General features: G+C 64.2%; 15 protein-coding genes. 7 read left to right on the top strand and 8 right to left on the bottom strand.

Features of this window, described 5'->3' with window-relative positions; translation table 11 throughout:
- Positions 1–266: 266 nt before the first annotated feature.
- Both SS05631_RS17035 and SS05631_RS17030 read right to left on the bottom strand, forming a co-directional pair.
- Positions 267–1,505, bottom strand: a complete 1,239-nt coding sequence (locus SS05631_RS17035; RefSeq protein ID WP_037418038.1) for a multidrug effflux MFS transporter — start codon at positions 1,503–1,505, stop codon at positions 267–269.
- The gene (locus tag SS05631_RS17030) at positions 1,502–1,975 is read right to left on the bottom strand and encodes a MarR family transcriptional regulator (protein ID WP_037418035.1); all 474 of its coding nucleotides are present in this window, start codon (positions 1,973–1,975) and stop codon (positions 1,502–1,504) included. The genes SS05631_RS17035 and SS05631_RS17030 overlap by 4 nt, the downstream gene beginning before the upstream one ends.
- A 275-nt stretch (positions 1,976–2,250) precedes the next feature.
- On the opposite strand from SS05631_RS17030, the gene rplS reads away from it, so the two are divergent.
- From rplS to SS05631_RS16995, 5 genes are all read left to right on the top strand, one after another.
- Positions 2,251–2,784: a 50S ribosomal protein L19 gene (gene rplS / locus SS05631_RS17020; RefSeq protein WP_037418032.1), complete on the top strand. Its 534-nt coding sequence runs from the start codon at positions 2,251–2,253 to the stop codon at positions 2,782–2,784.
- Between the two features lie 130 nt (positions 2,785–2,914).
- Positions 2,915–3,724, top strand: a complete 810-nt coding sequence (locus SS05631_RS17015; protein ID WP_037418028.1) for a basic amino acid ABC transporter substrate-binding protein — start codon at positions 2,915–2,917, stop codon at positions 3,722–3,724.
- A 175-nt stretch (positions 3,725–3,899) separates the two neighbouring features.
- Positions 3,900–4,718: an amino acid ABC transporter permease gene (locus tag SS05631_RS17010; protein WP_037418189.1), complete on the top strand. Its 819-nt coding sequence runs from the start codon at positions 3,900–3,902 to the stop codon at positions 4,716–4,718.
- Between the two features lie 433 nt (positions 4,719–5,151).
- Positions 5,152–6,561 (top strand): 3-isopropylmalate dehydratase large subunit, encoded by a 1,410-nt coding sequence (leuC, locus tag SS05631_RS17000; protein WP_037418025.1) that lies wholly within the window; start codon positions 5,152–5,154, stop codon positions 6,559–6,561.
- A 143-nt stretch (positions 6,562–6,704) separates the two neighbouring features.
- The gene (locus SS05631_RS16995) at positions 6,705–7,244 is read left to right on the top strand and encodes a histidine phosphatase family protein (protein WP_037418022.1); all 540 of its coding nucleotides are present in this window, start codon (positions 6,705–6,707) and stop codon (positions 7,242–7,244) included.
- Positions 7,245–7,256: 12 nt separating this feature from the next.
- On the opposite strand, the gene SS05631_RS16990 is transcribed toward SS05631_RS16995, so the two are convergent.
- Positions 7,257–7,805, bottom strand: a complete 549-nt coding sequence (locus SS05631_RS16990; protein WP_037418019.1) for a L,D-transpeptidase — start codon at positions 7,803–7,805, stop codon at positions 7,257–7,259.
- A gap of 144 nt (positions 7,806–7,949) precedes the next feature.
- Here SS05631_RS16990 and SS05631_RS16985 point away from each other — a divergent pair, with 144 nt between their 5' ends.
- Together SS05631_RS16985 and SS05631_RS16980 are read left to right on the top strand one after the other, a co-directional pair.
- Positions 7,950–8,633: a response regulator transcription factor gene (locus SS05631_RS16985; protein ID WP_037390380.1), complete on the top strand. Its 684-nt coding sequence runs from the start codon at positions 7,950–7,952 to the stop codon at positions 8,631–8,633.
- Between the two features lie 61 nt (positions 8,634–8,694).
- Positions 8,695–9,150: a Crp/Fnr family transcriptional regulator gene (locus SS05631_RS16980; protein ID WP_037418017.1), complete on the top strand. Its 456-nt coding sequence runs from the start codon at positions 8,695–8,697 to the stop codon at positions 9,148–9,150.
- A 30-nt stretch (positions 9,151–9,180) separates the two neighbouring features.
- Here the strand turns inward: SS05631_RS16980 and SS05631_RS16975 are convergent, their stop codons facing one another.
- The 5 genes from SS05631_RS16975 to SS05631_RS16955 all read right to left on the bottom strand — a co-directional run bounded on the left by SS05631_RS16975 (position 9,181) and on the right by SS05631_RS16955 (position 15,680).
- The gene (locus SS05631_RS16975; RefSeq protein WP_037418014.1) at positions 9,181–9,987 is read right to left on the bottom strand and encodes an exodeoxyribonuclease III; all 807 of its coding nucleotides are present in this window, start codon (positions 9,985–9,987) and stop codon (positions 9,181–9,183) included.
- Between the two features lie 129 nt (positions 9,988–10,116).
- A complete protein-coding gene (locus tag SS05631_RS16970) occupies positions 10,117–10,779 on the bottom strand; it encodes an outer membrane lipoprotein carrier protein LolA (RefSeq protein ID WP_037418188.1) in 663 nt (220 codons plus the stop codon).
- Between the two features lie 115 nt (positions 10,780–10,894).
- Positions 10,895–13,549 (bottom strand): DNA translocase FtsK, encoded by a 2,655-nt coding sequence (locus SS05631_RS16965; RefSeq protein ID WP_037418012.1) that lies wholly within the window; start codon positions 13,547–13,549, stop codon positions 10,895–10,897.
- 338 nt (positions 13,550–13,887) lie between these two features.
- Complete coding sequence (locus SS05631_RS16960; RefSeq protein ID WP_037418009.1) at positions 13,888–15,315, bottom strand: ammonium transporter; 1,428 nt, start codon at positions 15,313–15,315, stop codon at positions 13,888–13,890.
- 26 nt (positions 15,316–15,341) lie between these two features.
- Positions 15,342–15,680: a P-II family nitrogen regulator gene (locus SS05631_RS16955; protein ID WP_014766401.1), complete on the bottom strand. Its 339-nt coding sequence runs from the start codon at positions 15,678–15,680 to the stop codon at positions 15,342–15,344.
- Positions 15,681–15,689: the final 9 nt, after the last annotated feature.

The following is a 15,689-nucleotide window of genomic DNA, read 5'->3' as shown; positions in this document are numbered from 1 at the left end:
CCCGCGCACGCCGCGCACGGGGACGAAGAGACAAGCCGCAATCGCTCGGTCCCTTCTTGACCCGCAGGCGTGCACATTTCTCGACGGCCGCCGTTTGGTGCCGGGATCGAGGCATTCCCTCTTCTCCCCGTGTGACGGGGAGAAGAGGCCGGCAGGCAGATGAGGGGCATGCCCGGCAGCAGAGGGGCATCCACCCCGAGCGCAGCTCAATTCATCTCGTCGTGGTGTCGTGGATGGAAAACCGTCACACGTCCCTGCAACTGTCTCTATTCTGCCGCTTCGCTCAACGGCGCTTCGGCTGGTGCCGGCGCGGCGAGCGGCCTCAGCCGAACCGCCCTGCGATACCAGATATAGCTCGCTATGGAGATCAGGCCGAAGCCGGGGATGATCGTCCCGAGCGCCAGGGCGGGCGCGCCGACGAGGGCGGCAAGCGCGCCGCCGAGAAGGCCGGAGCCCATCTGGATGAAGCCCATCAACGCCGACGCCGTGCCTGCGATATGCGGGAAGGGCGCCATCGCCGCGGTCATCATATAGGGCATGACGAAGGCGATGCCGAAGGCGTAGATGCCGATCGGAGTCATGACCGAGAGGAAGGTCGGCTCCATTGCTTGCATTGTAAAGGCAAGGATGAGGCTCGATGCGCCGATGAAAGAGAGGCCGACGGGCACCAGCGCCTGCGGCGTGAAGCGCCGCATCAGGAGCCGCACCGTCACCGTGCCGGAAAAGAACAGACCCGATTGCATCAGCATGCCGACGCCGAACTCGGTGGGCGTCAGCCCGACCTCGCTGATCAGCACGAAGGGCAGCATCGTCGCCCAGGCGTAGAGCGCGCCGACGGCGCCGGCGATCACCAGCGTCGACGATAAGAAGCGGCTGTCGGCCAGCAGTTCGCGATAGGCGGCAAGGATCGGCCGCAGATGCCCCTTGCTGCGGTCGGGCGCCACCGTCTCGGCCATGAAGAAATGCACGGTCAGGCAGGCCATCAGTGCGAAGCCGACCATCAGCAGGAAGATCGACTGCCAGCCGAAAAGACCAAGCGCAATGCCGCCGAGCGTCGGCGAGACGGCCGGCCCGAGCGCCAGCATCATGCCGATCATGTTCATGATGCGGGCGGCGCTCGTGCCGGTGAACTGGTCGCGGACGATGGCGCGGGCGACCGTCATGCCGACCGAGGCGCCGATCCCCTGCACCAGCCGCCCGGCGAGCAGCACGGCGATCGATGGCGCAAAGGCGGCCATCAGACTGCCGGCGAGATAGATGGCCATAAAGATCAGCGTCGCCGGCCGGCGGCCGATAACGTCGGAAAGCGTGCCCGAGACGAGCTGGGCGAAGGCGAAGCCACCAAAATAGAGCGACAGCGTCATCTTGATCGCCGCCTCGCTGGAGGCGAAGGCGCGGACGAGTTCCGGCATGGCCGGCGTATAGAGCGCCATGGAAACAGGACCGAGCGCCACCAGGAAGGCGCCGATGATGCTCGTGCGCCGTTCGCTCATCCTGAGCGTCATTGCGTCTTCTCCTTGCCGGCAAGACAGGGATCCAGGCGGCGAAGATTGTCGCGGAGGATCCGGAGGCTGCCGCGCAGCTGCTCGCGGCCCTCGTCGCCGATGCTCTCGGTATAGGCGTTCATCATTCCCCTGAGCCCGCTCATCAGCTCGGAAAGCAGCGGGTCGGCCTTTTCGGTGATGACGACATTCTTGGCGCGCCGGTCGGCCGGATCAGGTACCCGCGCCACCAGCTCCAGTGCCTCGAGGCGATCGAGATAGGCCGAGAGCGTCATCGGCTCGATCCCCATGCGCGTGGCGATCTCCGCCTGCTTGATGCCCTCGGTCACGGCGACCTGGATCAGCGTGCGCGCTTCCCCGGGGGTGATGCCGAGCGCCATCGCATTGACCTTGCGGTCGAAGGCGCCGCGCAGCAGCCGCGAGACATCGGTGAGCAGCAATCCGATCGTGTCGGATTCGAGTTTCCTGGGCATCCGGTTCGATCACGTAGAAAAATAATAAGGTTTCCTTATCATGTCTCGGCCGCGCGTACAATCGATGCGCCGGGTATCCGAGAAAATCTGCGATCGGGGATGACAAGCAGTCTCGTTTGGTGTATGTGCCGCCCCGGTTCGGGTTCTTGCCCGTCGACCACCAAGAAAGAATGGCGAATCCGCTCCTGTCCTTAAAGAGGGCAAGGCCTGAAGGAAATCCGACAGGCCGGCCGAGAGCGCTCTGGCTGTTTCAGAAGAAAGCAAAGGTTAGACCGATGAACATCATCCAGCAGCTGGAAGCCGAACAGGCCGCCAAGATCGCCGCCAAGCGCACCCTTCCCGATTTTTCCGCCGGCGACACCGTCCGCGTCAACGTCCGCGTCGTCGAAGGCAGCCGTACCCGCGTCCAGGCCTATGAAGGCGTCTGCATCGCCCGCTCAGGCGGCGGCCTCAACGAGAGCTTCACGGTTCGCAAGATTTCCTACGGCGAAGGCGTCGAGCGCGTATTCCCGGTTTACTCGCCGCTCGTCGAGAGCGTCGAAGTGGTCCGCCGCGGTAAGGTCCGCCGCGCCAAGCTCTACTACCTGCGCGATCGTCGCGGCAAGTCGGCTCGTATCGTCGAGAACACCGGCACGCGCGCCCGCAAGCTGAACGAAGCCGAGCGCCAGGCAGTCGCCGACGAGAAGGCACGCATCGAGGCCGAGAAGGTCGCAGCCGCCCAGGCGCTCGCCGCCGAAAAAGCAGCCGCCGAAGCGGCGGAAGCAAAGGCAGCCGAAGAGGCAAAGGCAGCCGAAGCGGCCGCAGAATAAGATTTCGACTCTTCGGAGTTATTCGCAAAGGCGGCCTCCCGGCCGCCTTTCTTTTTTAGCACTATCTGCTTGTCTTCCCGGCGAAATTCGTGACATTTTTCGGTCGCCACAATTTTCGGGAGTTCCTCCAATGACAATCCGCCGCCACGTGCTCGCGGGCATCGCCGCTGCCCTCGCCGTTCCCTTCGCATTCTCCGCGTCCGCCGTCGCGAGCGACCTGCCCGACCTTGGCGGCAAAACGGTCGTCGTCGTCACCGAGAACGCCTATCCGCCGCTGCAGTTCGTCGATCCGAAGTCGGGACAGGCGGTCGGCTGGGAATATGACGCGATGAACGAGATCGCCAAGCGGCTGAACTTCAAGGTAGAATATCAGAACACCAGCTGGGATGCGATGATCCAATCGGTATCCGACGGCCAGTATCAGATCGGCATGACCGGCATCACCATCAAGGACGACCGCAAGGAGAAGGTCGACTTCTCCGATCCCTATATGCGCTCGCAGCAGTTCATGCTGGTGCGCGCCGACGAGGCGCGCTTCAAGGATGCCAAGAGCTTCGCCGCGGTCGAGGACGCGCTGATCGGCGCCCAGCCCGGCACCTCGCCCTTCTACACCGCCGTCTATGAAATTCTCGACGGCAACGAGCAGAACCCGCGCATCAAGCTGTTCGAGACCTTCGGTGCGACGGTCCAGGCGCTGAAGGCCGGCGACGTCGATCTGGTGCTGACCGACAGCGTCGCGGCGAAAGGCTATGTCGACGCCTCCGAAGGCACGCTCAAGGTGGTCGGCGAGCCCCTCGGCACCGAGGATTTCGGCTTCATCTTCCCGAAGGGATCCGATCTCGTCCAGCCGGTCAACGCCGCAATCAAGGCGCTGAAAGAGGACGGCACCTTCGACGCGCTCAACAAGAAGTGGTTCCTCGACTACAAGATGGGCGGCTGATCGCTACTGCATAATTCCCTAAATCGGAATCGATTTGAGGACAAAATCATGCAGCATTTCAAAGTACTACAGCGACCTTAGCGCGTCCTATTGGACGCGCGGCGCTGTGGAGCGGGATGAGGAAAAGTGCATGCGGTTTTCCGCTCGCATCCCGCGTCTCAACTATGGAATCACGATGGCGCCGGTCAATTCATCCGCTTCCGAGAAGGGCGACTATCCCTGGTGGCTGGTCGCCCTCCTTGTAATCGCCGTGGCGCTCGCCGCGGTGATCGCCGCCAATGACATCTTCGCTCAGGTCTTCGCGGTCGTCCTGAAAGGTCTCGGCGTCACCGTCTTCGTAACCCTGGTCGGCTTCGCGCTCGCGACCATGCTCGGCCTCGGCGTGGCGCTGATGGCGCTTTCCGAGCACGCGGCACTGCGCCAGGCGGCGCGCTTCTACACGGAAGTCATTCGCGGCGTGCCGATCCTCGTCCTGCTCTTCTATATCGCCTTCGTCGGTGCGCCGGCGCTGGTGACAGCCGTCAATTTCCTGGCGACGCCGCTCGTCAAGGCGGGCGTCATGGAGCCGCTCGTCGTGCGCGACGTTTCGCTGATGTGGCGGGCGATCATCGCGCTGATGATCGGCTATTCCGCCTTCATCGCCGAGGTCTTCCGCGCCGGCATCCTTTCCGTCGACAAGGGGCAGGTGGAGGCGGCCAAGGCGCTCGGCCTGACGCGCTACCAGCGCTTCCGGCTCGTCGTCCTCCCTCAGGCGATCCGCGTCATCCTGCCGCCGCTCGGCAACGACTTCGTGGCGATGGTCAAGGACTCCTCACTCGTCTCGGTGCTCGGCGTCGCCGACATCACCCAGATGGGCAAGGTCTACGCCTCGGGCTCGTTCCGCTTCTTCGAGACCTATTCGATCGTCGCCTATGTCTATCTCATCCTGACGATCGGTCTGTCGCTGGCGCTTCGGGGGCTCGAGCGGCGGCTGAGAAGGGCAGAGGCGCGGTAGGGCGCGTTCCCCTCGCAAGGCCCCTCCCCAACCCCCCACAAGGGGGAGGGGCTCCGATGCCGCGCCCAAACCTCCCTTCTGCACCGCTGCAGCCGCCTCTTGCGCCGAGGTGATCGAAGAGGGTGCCGCGCGCGCCAAGCCCCTCCCCCTTGTGGGGAGGGGTTGGGGAGGGCTCTGACCGTCCACTGCCTGCCATCTCGCCAATTGCCGAACAGTCGAAAAATTGATATGAGCACCGGCCATGGAATCCAAGTTCGGATGTCGCGCCCAGAAAATCGTCGTGCTGCAGGACCACAAGCGTCTGCCGGCACGGTTCTTTGCGCATGTCTGCGGCGCTCTGACGAGCCGCCTATCCTGATCGCCTGATCAGCGTTGTTTCCGGCAGCATCGCCGCCGGCTTTTCCGTATTTTAAAATTCGATGGATATCTCGCTATGAGCGCACCGCGTACCCTCTATGACAAGATCTGGGACGATCATCTGGTCAATCAACAGGATGACGGCACCTGTCTGCTCTACATCGACCGTCACCTCGTGCACGAGGTGACGAGTCCGCAGGCCTTCGAAGGACTGCGCATGGCCGGGCGCAAGGTCCGGGCGCCGGAAAAGACGCTGGCCGTCGTCGACCATAACGTGCCGACCTCGCCGGACCGCCATCTCGGCATCAAGAACGAGGAAAGCCGAATCCAGGTCGAGGCGCTTGCCAAGAACGCCGCCGATTTCGGCGTCGAATATTATTCGGAGAACGACAAGCGCCAGGGCATCGTCCATATCGTCGGACCCGAACAGGGCTTCACGCTGCCGGGCATGACGATCGTCTGCGGCGACAGCCACACCTCGACGCATGGCGCCTTCGGTGCTTTGGCGCACGGCATCGGCACGTCGGAAGTGGAGCACGTGCTGGCCACCCAGACGCTAATCCAGAAGAAGGCGAAGAACATGCTGGTGCGCGTCGACGGGCAGTTGCCGCCCGGCGTCACCGCCAAGGACATCATCCTCGCCATCATCGGCGAGATCGGCACCGCCGGCGGCACCGGCCACGTCATCGAATTCGCCGGCGAGGCGATCCGTTCGCTGTCGATGGAAGGCCGCATGACGGTCTGCAACATGACGATCGAAGGCGGCGCCCGCGCCGGCCTGATCGCGCCGGACGAGACGACCTTCGCCTATATCAAGGACAAGCCGCGCGCGCCGAAGGGCAAGGCCTGGGACATGGCGCTCGACTACTGGAAGACGCTGCACACCGACGAGGGCGCCCATTACGACCGGGTCGTCGTGCTCGACGCGGCCAACTTGCCGCCGATCGTCTCCTGGGGCTCCTCTCCGGAAGACGTCATCTCGGTCCAGGGCGCCGTTCCGAATCCGGACGACATCCAGGACGAGACCAAGCGCGCTTCCAAATGGCGGGCGCTCGACTATATGGGCCTGAAGCCGGGCACGAAGATCACCGACATCGCCATCGACCGGGTGTTCATCGGCTCCTGCACAAACGGTCGCATCGAGGACCTGCGCGCCGTTGCCAAGGTCGTCGAAGGTCGCAAGGTCGCCCCGACCGTTTCGGCGATGATCGTGCCGGGCTCGGGCCTCGTCAAGGAACAGGCGGAGGCCGAGGGTCTCGACAGGATCTTCAAGGAGGCCGGCTTCGACTGGCGCGAACCGGGCTGCTCGATGTGCCTGGCGATGAACGACGACCGGCTGAAGCCGGGCGAGCGCTGCGCCTCGACCTCGAACCGCAACTTCGAGGGCCGCCAAGGCTTCAAGGGCCGCACCCATCTTGTCTCCCCCGCAATGGCCGCCGCCGCCGCGGTGGCGGGCCATTTCGTCGATATCCGCGAGTGGAAATAAGCCGGTTCGAACTTTTCCGGCAATTTGGCCGCCCTCTCGAGGGCGGCCTTTTTCATTGAGCGTCACAAGAAGCTTCCGCGGGCAGACAAGTGGCGTCAGCGGTGCCACAATGGCCGCGTTCCACCTGACCCGCGAAGAACCTCATGGCTGATCACGACAAGACCGCCGCACGCCGCCTGATGCTGCTCCGCCATGCGAAATCCGCCTGGCCAGAAGGCGTGGCCGACCATCGCCGGCCGCTCGCCGGGCGCGGGCGAAAGGCTGCCCCGGTGATTGGCGCCTATATGGCCGAGCAGGGCCTCGTGCCGGATCTGGCGCTTGTTTCCACGGCGCGGCGCGCCCAGGAGACCTGGGAACTGGTGGCCGAGGCGTTGCCGGCCAGCGTCGACTCCCGTGACGCCGTCGGGATCTACGAGGTCGCGGCCAAAGCCATTCTCGGCGTGATACGGGGCGTGGAGCCGCCGGTGCGCAGCCTCCTCCTCGTCGGGCACAATCCAGGCATGGAGGAGCTTGCACTGCTCCTTGCCGGCGAGGGCGAGGCGCTGCCGCGCCTGCGTGAAAAATTTCCCACGGCCGCCCTCGCGGTCATCGATTTCGATGCCGGGCAATGGTCGGAGATCGAGCCCGGCAGCGGCCGCCTCGTCCGGTTCGTGACGCCGCGCATGCTCAAGCAGAAGCAATGACAGTCTTCGCGGCTATGCCACCCGGACAGCCGTTCCCCGGCGCATATGCCTCAGCAGCCGCTTCATCGCCGGCAAGCTGACGGCGATGCAGCCTTGCGTCGGCTCATAACCGGGGCGAATGAGATGAAAGAAGATCGCCGAGCCGGCTTGTCGCCGCCTGGACGAGATGTTCCAATCCATGACGAGGCAGATGTCGTATAGTCCGTCATCGCGCATCATCGCCTCGTGGCTTGCGGCAAACGGTGCCCTGACGGGGCGGTTGTAGGAGGCGTGGCCCGGCGCGTCGCACCAGAGCATGTCGCGGCGGATCCTGCGGATCGGCAGCCGTGTCGGCGGCAGGGACACGCGGTCCCGGCGCGCGAACCCGCCGATCAGCCTCATCGTCGCCCGCGGCGTTGCGCCATCGCCTTCCCGCTTCATGGCCGTGAGGCCGCTTCGCCCGATCGCCGCCTGCTCGGTCTTTCCGTCGAAGCTCAGAAGCGCGCGGCGGCGATCGCGCGGCGCAGTGCGCACCACAATGGTGGATTTTCGCGATCTTACTCCCGACGTTTTCTTGCGCATTATTCTCACAAATTCTTGCTTTGCCCGTGATCTCGCGGCCACCCTAAGCACGGTTCCAAGGCGACAAGATTGCGCGGCCGCCGCGCTTTGCCAAGGGCGGCATTTGAGCTAGTTTGAAATTCAGGAAGCAACAGGAACTGTCCCATGGCGACGCGCACTATCCTCCTTGTCGACGATGACAATGACCTGCGTGAGACGTTGATAGAGCAGCTCTCTCTTTACGAGGAGTTCGACCTCCTGCAGGAAGCGACCGCCGGCAAGGGTATCCAGACGGCGCGCGCCCGCCAGGTGGACCTGTTGATCATGGATGTCGGCCTGCCGGACATGGACGGCCGCGAGGCGGTGAAGCTGTTGCGCAAGAGCGGATTCAAGGCGCCGATCATCATGCTGACCGGTCACGATACCGATTCGGACACGATCCTCGGGCTCGAGGCCGGCGCCAACGACTATGTCACCAAGCCCTTCCGTTTCGCCGTGCTGCTGGCCCGTATCCGCGCCCAGCTGCGCCAGCATGAGCAGAGCGAGGACGCTACCTTCAGCGTCGGTCCCTACACGTTCAAGCCGAGCCAAAAATTGCTGACGTTGGATAACGGCCAGAAGATCCGGCTGACCGAGAAGGAGGCGGCGATCATCCGCTACCTTTACCGGGCCGACCAGAAGGTGGTGACCCGCGACGTCCTGCTCGAGGAGGTCTGGGGCTATAATTCCGGCGTGACGACCCACACGCTCGAGACGCATGTCTACCGGCTGCGCCAGAAAATCGAACGCGACCCTTCCAATGCCGAGATTTTGGTGACAGAGAACGGCGGCTACAAGATCGTTCCGTAAAGCGGGATTTGCGGGTTTTCCCTCCCCATCTTGCTCGTAGGTGAGTCAGGAGAATTGCTGCGTGACGCTCAATGACGACATCGCGCTTCTGTCCAACGTCTCGCTCTTCGCCGATATCGGCGACGACAAGCTTCGGCTGATCGCCTTCGGCGCCGAGCGTCGTCGCGTGGCGAAGGGCCACGAGCTCTTTCGCGAAGGGGCGCCGGCGGACTGCGCCTATGCGGTCGCCGCCGGGAGCTTTTCGCTCTCCAAGCTCAATGCCGAGGGCCGGCCGCAGCAGGTCGACAGCGTCGGCCGCGGCGCTCTGCTATCGGAACTGGCGCTGATCTCGATGGTCGAGCGCAAGTTCACCGCGACCGCGGACGAGGACAGCGAGGTGATCCGCATCAACCGGCCGCTTTTCCGCCGCATGCTGGAAGAATACCCGGAGGTGACGGCAATGGTCGAAGCCCGGATCCGCGACAATCTGCAGGCGATGATCCGCCGCGTCGAGGCGCTCGCCGGGCGTTTTGCCTAGTCGAAGATGCTTCCCAAGCGCGTGGCGATCTCAAAGCTCGAAATGCGCAATCACCGGCACATGGTCCGAGGGGCGCTCCCAGCCGCGTGCTTCCCGGAGGATGTCGACGCGCAGGAGTTTCGTCGCGAGATCGGCCGAGGACCAGATATGGTCGAGGCGGCGGCCGCGGTCGGCGGCGGCCCAGTCCTTGGCCCGGTAGCTCCACCAGGTGTAGAGCCTCTCGGGCGGCGGGGTGTGCTGGCGCATCAGGTCGACCCAGGCGCCGCCGGTCATGACGGTGGTGAGCCCGTCGGTTTCGACGGGCGTGTGGCTGACGATCTTCAGGAGCTGCTTGTGCGACCAGACGTCGTGCTCGAGCGGCGCGATGTTGAGGTCGCCGACCAGAATCGAGGAAATGCCCGCCTCGGCCTCGGCGTGCAACAGCTTCATCTCGTCGACAAAATCGAGCTTGTGGCCGAATTTCGGGTTGATGGTGCGATCCGGCTCGTCGCCGCCGGCCGGCACATAGAAATTGTGCAGGCGGATGGTCTTGCCGCCGGCCGCGAAGACGACGGAGAGATGGCGTGCATCGCCGACGCCGCAATAGTCGCGGCGATCGGTCAATTCGGTCAGCGGCAGGCGGGAAATGGTCGCAACGCCGTGATAGCCCTTCTGCCCGTGCATTTCGATGTAGTTGTAGCCGAGCTTCTTCAAAGGTGCGGATGGAAACTGATCGTCCGGGCACTTGGTCTCCTGCAGGCAGAGGATGTCGGGCTGCCAATTCACCAGCAGATGCTCCACGAGCGGCATGCGCAGGCGGACGGAGTTGATGTTCCACGTGGCGATGGAAAGCGGCATTCTCATTCCTCTGAATAGCGGGATTTCCGGCAGTACGGGCGTTTTAAGCAGGTCCGGGGCCAATCGACAAGCATGAAAAAGGCCGCCCGAAGGCGGCCCTGGAGTCCTGTCGCGGCCACGCGCCTATGGCTATTTGCCGCCCTTGTTGCGCACCTCGTCATAGGGAATGCGGAACACCTTGTCGTCCAGTGCGATGCCGGTCTGCACGTTGAAGATCATCACCGAGGTGTCTTTCTTCTGCGCGTCGGTGATCGTCCATTGCCTGAGATTGTAGGTCCGCGGGTCGAACATCATGGTGATGGTCGAGTCGCCGAAGATCGAGCGGTCGCCGAGCACGATGGTGATGAGGTCGGGTTCGACCCGGACGTCGCGCACCATGCGGCTGCGGAGATCGATCCGCTCGCTCAGAAGCAGATTGAGCGGCGTCTTCGACAAGGGATAGATGTCCCAGGTCTTCAGCTTCATATTGCCGATGACCACCGACCGTCCGTCGGCGATGACGCGCATCGGCGACGGCGCCTCGTAGTTGAAGCGGATGCGGCCGGGGCGGCGGATGTAGAACTTTCCGCCGGTCTGCTCGCCGCGCGGACCGAACTGGACGAATTCGCCCGCCATCGTCTTCACCGATGAAAAATGATCGGCGATCTTCTGGGCGACGGCGGGGGCCTGCGCCGAAGCGGGGGCCGCGTCCAGCGTCGCGCCGGCGATGCCTGCGAGCGCTGCCAGGCCGCAAACGAAGACGCGCCGCGAGATCGCCCGAGTGTCGCCGCCGCCGTTTCTTGTCTCTGTCATCGCAGTCTCCTTCATATCAGCGTCATTTGGAGCGCAAGTGGGGCGCCTTCAAGGCGTTATCTGCTGCCGCGGCGGCCCGCCTCTCAAATGACCGTTACCGGCCGGTCTTTCAGACTTACCGGCCCGTGATCTCCGCCTCGGTCGGCACCAGGATTTCGCGCTTGCCGGCATGGTTGGCCGGACCGATGATGCCTTCCTGCTCCATCCGCTCGATCAGCGATGCCGCCCTATTATAGCCGATGCCGAGGCGCCGCTGCACGTAGGAGGTCGAGGCCTTGCCGTCACGCAGCACGATCGCCACCGCCTGGTCGTAGGGGTCCTCGGAATCGGCAAGGTTCGACGTGCCGGCCGGTCCGCCGCCGTCGTTCTCCTCGTCGTCGTCCTCGGTGATCGCGTCGAGATATTGCGGCACCCCTTGCGTCTTCAGATAGGCGACCACCTCTTCCACTTCGGTGTCGGAGACGAAGGGGCCGTGGACGCGCTGGATGCGCCCCCCGCCGGCCATGTAGAGCATGTCGCCCTGGCCCAGCAGCTGCTCGGCACCCTGTTCGCCGAGAATAGTGCGGCTGTCGATCTTCGAGGTCACCTGGAAGGAGATGCGGGTCGGGAAGTTCGCCTTGATCGTGCCGGTGATGACGTCGACCGACGGGCGCTGCGTCGCCATGATGACGTGGATGCCGGCGGCGCGCGCCATCTGGGCGAGCCGCTGTACCGCCCCTTCGATGTCCTTGCCGGCGACCATCATCAGGTCGGCCATCTCGTCGATGATGACGACGATATAAGGCATCGGCGAAAGGTCGAATTCTTCGGTCTCATAGACGGCTTCGCCGGTCTGGCGGTCGAAGCCGGTCTGGACGGTGCGGGTGATCGCTTCGCCCTTCAACAGCGCCTGCTCGACGCGGGTGTTGAAGCCGTCGATGTTGCGGACGCCGATCTTCGACATCTTCTTGTAGCGCTCTTCCATCTCGCGCACGGTCCATTTGAGCGCGACGACGGCCTTTTTCGGGTCGGTGACGACCGGCGAGAGCAGATGCGGAATGCCGTCATAGACGGAAAGCTCGAGCATCTTCGGATCGATCATGATCAGCCGGCACTGGTCGGGGGTGAGCCGATAGAGCAGCGACAGGATCATCGTGTTGATTGCCACCGACTTGCCCGAGCCGGTGGTGCCGGCGACGAGCAGATGCGGCATCTTGGCGAGGTCGGCGACGACCGGTTCGCCGCCGATCGTCTTGCCGAGCGCCATGGCGAGCTTGGTCTTGGTGGTCTCGAAGTCGCGCGAGCCGATCAGCTCGCGCAGATAGACCATTTCGCGCCGCTGGTTCGGCAGTTCGATGCCGATGGCGTTGCGGCCCGGCACGACGGCGACGCGGGCGGCGATCGCGCTCATCGAGCGGGCGATGTCGTCGGCAAGGCCGATGACGCGCGACGACTTGATGCCGGGCGCCGGTTCGAGTTCGTAGAGGGTGACCACGGGGCCGGGGCGGACATGGATGATCTCGCCCTTGACGCCGAAATCCTCGAGCACGCCTTCGAGCATGCGGGCATTCTGTTCGAGCGCATCGGCCGAAAGCGAGGCGTCGCGCGCCACATTCTTCGGCTCGGCGAGGAAATGGATCGGCGGCAGCGCGAAGTCGCCGTCATCCTCGACGAAGGAGCGCTGGGCTTCCCGTTCGACGCGCTGTCCGCTCTTCGGCCGTGCCGGCGGCGGAGCGACCCGCGAGCCGCCTATCGCGACCATCGGCTTGGCGGGGGCCGGTCTCGGCGCCCAGTCGGCGGCAATATCGTCCTCGTCGTCCGGCAGGATGCCGGCGGGGCGGGGCTCGTCGATGTCGAAGGGCGGGTCGTCTTCGTCGGCGACGATCGGCGGCGGCGTGACGACGCGGCGTTCGGCACGCTCGAGCGACGGTTCGATGCGCGCGCCGCCCACCTGCGCCTTCGGCCGGACCGGCTCGTTGAGGGTGCCGAACTCGTCGTTGTTGAAATCATAGGGCTCGTCGTACTGGCGCTTGGCGCGGCTGGCGCTCATGCCGATGGCCCGCCGCAGCCGGGCCTGTGCCGTGAAGCGCATATGAGCGAGAGAACCCATCAGCAGGGTCAGCGGACCTTCGTCGTCCTCATCCTCGAGTTCTTCGCGGATAGTGCGCGCCTTGCTGGGAACGGGTTCGGGTGCCTGCTCCTCTTCCGCCTCGTCGCTGACGCCGATCAGGCCGGCGCTGAAGATCAGCGCCCAGGCCGCCGGCCCGGCGAAGAGGCAGGCGAGAACGGTCGCGAAGGTGCCGGTCGGGAACGTGCCGGTGATGAGGGCCGGGAAACGCAGGATCATGTCGCCGAAGACGCCGCCGAGACCGTTCGGCAATGGCCAGGTGATCGGCGCCGGCACGCAACTCAAGGCGGCGCTTGCGAGCACCGAGCCGACGAACCAAAGGCAGAACCGCTTCACGACCTTGTCGAAGGGCTTGTTGCCGATGAGCACGAGCGCCCAGGCGACGGCCGGCAGCAGCGCCACGACGCTTGCCAGGCCGAAGAATTGCATGAAGATGTCGGCAAAGGCGGCGCCAGCATAGCCGAGCAGGTTGGTCGGCTCCTCCGAGGTGGCATAGGAGAAGCTCGGATCGGCAACGTTCCAGGTCGAAAGAGCGGCAACGGCGAGCGCCAGGGTGCCGAACAGCGCAAAACCCGCCAGCGACGCGGTCTGGCGCCAGAGGAAGGTGGTCAGCACGAACCGGTTGGTACGGCTGTCAAGCGTTGCGGGGTTGCTTCTGCTCATATTGCCTGCTGTCCGTTTCGATCCGCCGGAGCGCCACGCATTTTGCGAGTAACGGTGGGAACATTCCAGCCATTGATTGCAGAACATCCTTGCCCGACCCCAACCGGTTTCGGCGCAGCATGCTCCGGGCACATTGCGTGCCATGGAATCAACCTAAGCGTAGTAGGGTTAATGCGACATTAACCATGCGCGTGTGGCGCCGAATTACCGGTGGATAGGCCGGTCGAGGAACAAAAAAAGCCCGGATCGCGAGATCCGGGCGAAAGGCGATCCACGAAATATGCGGATCGCGACGGGACTTTTGGCGGCGCCGTTTTTTGCCGGCGCCGCAATCGAGCTTAGCTGGCGTGGTAGGCGGCCTCGCCGTGCGAGGAGAGGTCGAGGCCTTCGCGCTCCGCTTCGACCGAGACGCGCAGGCCGACGATCGCATCGACCACCTTGAAGAGGATGGCGGAACCGATACCGGACCAGACGACGGTGACGAGGACGCCCTTCAGCTGCGCCCAGACCTGCGTTGCCGTGCCGGCGTAGCCGGCGGCGAAGTCGGCGGTCGAATAGTCAACGATGCCTGCACCGCCGAGCGCCGGATTGACGAGGATGCCGGTTGCGATCGCACCGAGGATGCCGCCGACGCCGTGGATGCCGAAGACGTCGAGGCTGTCGTCATAGTGGAACTTGTTCTTCACCACGTCGACGAAGAAGTAGCAGACCGGCGAGACGGCGAGGCCGAGCACGATCGCGCCCATCGGGCCGGCAAAGCCGGCGGCCGGGGTCACCGCGACGAGGCCGGCAACGGCACCCGAGGCGGCACCGAGCATCGAAGCCTTGCCGCGGACGAGCGTTTCGACGACGGCCCAGGAGATGATCGCAGCTGCGGTCGCCAGGAAGGTGTTGATCATGGCGAGGGCCGCGTAAGCATTGGCTTCGAGGTTCGAGCCGGCATTGAAGCCGAACCAGCCGACCCACAGCAGCGAGGCGCCGACCATAGTAAGCGTCATCGAATGCGGAGCCATGATCTCTTTCTTGTAGCCCGTGCGCTTGCCGAGCATGATCGCGCCAACGAGGCCCGCGATGCCGGCATTGATGTGGACGACGGTGCCGCCGGCGAAATCGATCGCGCCGAAGGAGAAGATCAGGCCGGTCGGGGCCGTATAGGCGCTCGGGCCGCCCCAGAACCAGACCATGTGGGCCACCGGGAAGTAGACGAAGGTGACCCACAGGATGACGAACAGCATGACGGCCGAGAACTTGATGCGCTCGGCGAAGGCGCCGACGATCAGCGCCGGGGTGATGCAGGCGAAGGTCATCTGGAAGACGACGAAGACGTATTCGGGGATGAAGACGCCCTTCGAGAAGCTTTCCGCAAGCGTCGTCGTGTCAACGCCGGCCAGGAACATTTTCGAGAAGCCGCCGATAAAGGAATTGAGCGAGCCGCCATCGGTGAAGGCCAGCGAATAGCCGTAGGTCACCCAGATGATCATCACGACGGCGGTGATCATCAGAACCTGCATCAGCACCGACAGCATGTTCTTGGCACGCACAAGACCGCCATAGAAGAGCGCGAGCCCGGGAATGGTCATCAGGAGGACGAGGATGGTCGACAGCAGCATCCAGGTGGTGTCGCCCTTGTCCGGAACCGGCGTTGCTGCAACGGCCTCGGCAGCGGCGGGCGCCGCCTCCTGGGCAAAGGCAACGACCGGCGCGAGCAAGGCGGCGGCGGTGGCGCCCACGCGTCGAAGAGAAGTGGAAAGGTTGAATGACGACATCGAAAAATGCTCCCTGATCGGCGCTCTTACAGCGCTTCTGAATCGGTTTCGCCGGTGCGGATGCGCACGGCGTGGTCAATCGAATAGACGAAGATCTTGCCGTCGCCGATCTGGCCGGTCTTGGCGGCCGAGGCGATCGCGTCGACGGCCTTGTCAACGATCTCCGACGGAACCGCGATCTCGATCTTCAGCTTCGGCAGGAAGCTCACCGCGTATTCGGTGCCACGGTAAATTTCGGTGTGCCCCTTCTGGCGGCCGTAACCCTTCACTTCGGTCACGGTCAAACCCTGGATGCCTACGGCGGTCAGGGCTTCGCGAACCTCATCGAGCTTGAACGGCTTGATAATGGCCATCACAATTTTCATCGGCTTCCC

Source organism: Sinorhizobium sp. CCBAU 05631 (genome assembly GCF_002288505.1).
Taxonomy (GTDB): domain Bacteria; phylum Pseudomonadota; class Alphaproteobacteria; order Rhizobiales; family Rhizobiaceae; genus Sinorhizobium; species Sinorhizobium fredii_C.
This window is presented reverse-complemented; position numbering and strand designations above follow the sequence as displayed.

Excerpts from the sequence above, each read along its gene's own strand:
- SS05631_RS17035 (WP_037418038.1), bottom strand. The coding sequence starts at position 1,505 with ATGACGCTCAGGATGAGCGAACGGCGCACGAGCATCATCGGCGCCTTC.
- SS05631_RS17030 (WP_037418035.1), bottom strand. The coding sequence starts at position 1,975 with ATGCCCAGGAAACTCGAATCCGACACGATCGGATTGCTGCTCACCGAT.
- rplS (WP_037418032.1), top strand. The coding sequence starts at position 2,251 with ATGAACATCATCCAGCAGCTGGAAGCCGAACAGGCCGCCAAGATCGCC.
- SS05631_RS17015 (WP_037418028.1), top strand. The coding sequence starts at position 2,915 with ATGACAATCCGCCGCCACGTGCTCGCGGGCATCGCCGCTGCCCTCGCC.
- SS05631_RS17010 (WP_037418189.1), top strand. The coding sequence starts at position 3,900 with ATGGCGCCGGTCAATTCATCCGCTTCCGAGAAGGGCGACTATCCCTGG.
- leuC (WP_037418025.1), top strand. The coding sequence starts at position 5,152 with ATGAGCGCACCGCGTACCCTCTATGACAAGATCTGGGACGATCATCTG.
- SS05631_RS16995 (WP_037418022.1), top strand. The coding sequence starts at position 6,705 with ATGGCTGATCACGACAAGACCGCCGCACGCCGCCTGATGCTGCTCCGC.
- SS05631_RS16990 (WP_037418019.1), bottom strand. The coding sequence starts at position 7,805 with ATGCGCAAGAAAACGTCGGGAGTAAGATCGCGAAAATCCACCATTGTG.
- SS05631_RS16985 (WP_037390380.1), top strand. The coding sequence starts at position 7,950 with ATGGCGACGCGCACTATCCTCCTTGTCGACGATGACAATGACCTGCGT.
- SS05631_RS16975 (WP_037418014.1), bottom strand. The coding sequence starts at position 9,987 with ATGCCGCTTTCCATCGCCACGTGGAACATCAACTCCGTCCGCCTGCGC.
- SS05631_RS16970 (WP_037418188.1), bottom strand. The coding sequence starts at position 10,779 with ATGACAGAGACAAGAAACGGCGGCGGCGACACTCGGGCGATCTCGCGG.
- SS05631_RS16965 (WP_037418012.1), bottom strand. The coding sequence starts at position 13,549 with ATGAGCAGAAGCAACCCCGCAACGCTTGACAGCCGTACCAACCGGTTC.
- SS05631_RS16960 (WP_037418009.1), bottom strand. The coding sequence starts at position 15,315 with ATGTCGTCATTCAACCTTTCCACTTCTCTTCGACGCGTGGGCGCCACC.
- SS05631_RS16955 (WP_014766401.1), bottom strand. The coding sequence starts at position 15,680 with ATGAAAATTGTGATGGCCATTATCAAGCCGTTCAAGCTCGATGAGGTT.